Below are 2,884 nucleotides of genomic sequence, written 5' to 3' on the forward strand. Positions count from 1 at the left end.
CGCTCGCACCTGCGCAGCCGGTCGAAAAAGCACTTCGCCGCCTCGCTCAGGTCGCCGAAGTACACCGGCGTGCTGATGACGACCGCGCCCGCTTCCCCGATGCGCCGACGCAAGTCCTCGAAGTCGTCCTCGATGACGCAGCGCCCTTCGCTTCGGCACAGACCCCAGCCGTTCTCGCACTGCCGGCACGCCTCGATGCTCGCGCCGCAGAGGTGAATCAACTCCGTCTCCGCGCCGGCGGCTTTCGCCCCGTCGAGCGCCATCTGCGCCATCGTCGCGGTCAGGCCGTCCTCATTGGGTGATGTCTGGATCGCGATGACCTTCATCTTCGGCCTCCTGCCTCACTCTCAGAACTCTACTTTCACCGTCTTGATTTCGAACTTTCCGGTCGGTATGCGTATCCTCCTGCCGCGCACGGGCAACTCGCGCAGCTCGTTCTCCATCAGATCCGTCTCCCACACGCGGCGCGGCTTACGCGGCAGCGTGATGACGGCCGTCGTACGCTTGCCGGTCGTCTCGTACCATCGCAGGATGTAATCCGAGTTGTCCTCCGCGCGCTTGACGACGTGGAGCACGATGTTCTCGGGAGTCGCCGACGCGAAGCTGGCGACCGCCGGCAGGTTCCCGCGGTGCTTCAGGACCGAGCGCGCCTCCAGCGGGTAGTTCAACTCATAGGCCGCGCGCACCGTCCCGCCCTGGCGCCAATCGCCGGCGTGCGGGTAGAGCGAGTAGGTGAACTCGTGGCGCCCCTCATCGGCGTTCGGGTCCGGGCTCGTGGGGGCGCGGAGCAGGCTCAGGCGCATCAGGTTGTCGCGGATGTCGTACCCGTACTTGCAGTCGTTGAGCAGGCTCACGCCGTAGCCGCGCTGCGACAGGTCTGCCCACATCTGCGCCGGTACCTCGTACTTGGCTTTTTCGGCGGCCGTCTTCGGCTTGGTCGTCCGCTCGATCGCGGCGTAGGGTATTTCATACGTGGCCGTGCCCGGATCAACACACACCGGGAACGCCACCTTGAGCAACTTGTGCTTGGCGCGCCACTCGACCTCCATGCGCACGTCCAGCCGCTCCCGACGCTCGCACAGCGTGAGGTCCTGCACTAGGGTTGAGTCGCCCATGCGCCGGGTCGCGCGGATTACGGCGCGCACCGGCCCGCGCTCGACGATCTCGATGTCGCAGCCCTCATCCAGTGCGACCGGCCGCTTCCAGAAATGCCACGGCACCTCCCACGCGTTTTCGGGGTCCTCGAAGACCTGGAGCACGTTGCCGGCGCCCTTGAGCACCTCGCGGCGAGAGCGCTTGTCGTAAACCGACTTCAGCCAACCCGTCCGCGGGTCTATCTCGACGCGCAGGAGACGATTCTCAATGACGTTCGTCCGCGCCGCAACGCCGGTGCGATAACTGCGCGACGGTCGTCTATCCACGATACGATACACTGCATACCCCATCGCGGGGACACCGCGGGCGACGAAGATCAGCTTGCGGTCCGCAGTAACCTGGCTGGGGATCTCGCGCCCGCGCGGATCGCGCACCGTCACGCCGCGCCGGGCCTGCGTCGCCGTTAACTTCAACTCGACCAGGCCGTCGCGCTTCCATGACAGAGAGTTGAAAACAGCCAGCGGAGCACCTTGGCCGCGGGTGTCCGCGGCGTCAGCGATGGAGCGCAGCGCCCCATGAATGGCGCGGGCGGTCAAGCCGAAGACCTGGCGGTAATCCTCGGCGGAGTCTATGTACACGCCGTTGATGCTGGAGCCGGGCAGTGTGTCGTGGAACTGGTTGAACATCGTGAGGCGCCATGCGTCCCACAGACGGGCGCGCGGGTAAGGCTTGCCCAGCAGGCTCGCCCAGGAGCAGAACAGTTCCGCCTGCTGCAGCATGCGCTCGCTCAGGCGGTTGTTGCGTTTCGTCCGGCCCTGGCTCGTGTAGGTGCCGCGGTGCAGTTCCAGGTACAGCTCGTCCTTCCACACCGGATGCTTGCGCGCCGGCACGAGCTTGTCAATGAAGTCCTGCACGTGCATGTGCTCGACGCGTGGGAAGACGGGCAGGGCTTGCGCGGCCTTCGCCTCTTCGAGCATGGCGCGCGATGGCCCGCCGCCGTGGTCGCCCACGCCGTAGAGCCTGAACGTGAACGGCAACCCGGTGTTGCGCTTGAAATCGCCGACGTCGAGAATCATTTCCCGCGCGCTGAGCCCGCCGCCCAGGCCCGACGTCGGCCAGTAGCAGAAGATGCGGCTGCCGTCCGGCCCCTCCCACCAGAAGGAATGATACGGAAACCTCGTCGTGTCGTTCCAGCCGATCTTCGTCGTCAGGAATGCCTTCACGCCGCACTTCTCGTAGATCTGCGGCAGGCTCCAGGCGAACCCGAAGGAATCGGGGTTCCAGCCCAGCTTGACGTCCACTCCGAACTTGCGCAGGAAGTAGCGCTTGCCGTGAACTGTCTGCCGCACGAACGACTCGCCGGACGGCAGATTGCAGTCCGGCTCGGCCCACATCCCGCCGACGATCTCCCAGCGTCCCTCGGCTATGCGGCGGCGGATCTCCTCGAAAAGCTCGGGCTCATGCTGCTCCATCCAGAGGTAGGCCTGGGCCTGGCTCTGCGCGAAGATGAACTCGGGGTAGTCATGCATGATGTCGAGGGCGCTGCGAAACGTGTCGCGGCATACCTGAACCGTCTCCCGCCAGCGCCACAACCAAGCGAGGTCTATGTGGGATTGTCCGACGATGTACAGCGCGTGATCGTGGGCGAGATCGCCGAGCGGGGCGAGTTCTCGTCTCGCGGCCGCCAGTGACGCAAGCAGGGCTTTGCGGTCGCCGCGGTCGGCGGCGGCGAAATCAACCCGCCGGCCCGCGCGCTGGATTGCGTCCTTGCACGGCTTGCCTCCGCGAC

General features: G+C 65.9%; 2 protein-coding genes. Both read right to left on the minus strand.

Going from position 1 to position 2,884, the window contains the following annotated elements:
- Positions 1–326: flavodoxin family protein (locus JSV65_19300; protein ID UCH34636.1), on the minus strand; the 326-nt coding region annotated here is incomplete at its 3' end.
- A 21-nt stretch (positions 327–347) separates the two neighbouring features.
- Positions 348–2,884 (minus strand): alpha-mannosidase (locus tag JSV65_19305; GenBank protein ID UCH34637.1); only part of this gene is annotated, 2,537 nt, incomplete at its 5' end.

The sequence above is a fragment of the Armatimonadota bacterium genome, from assembly GCA_020354555.1.
GTDB lineage: Bacteria > Armatimonadota > Hebobacteria.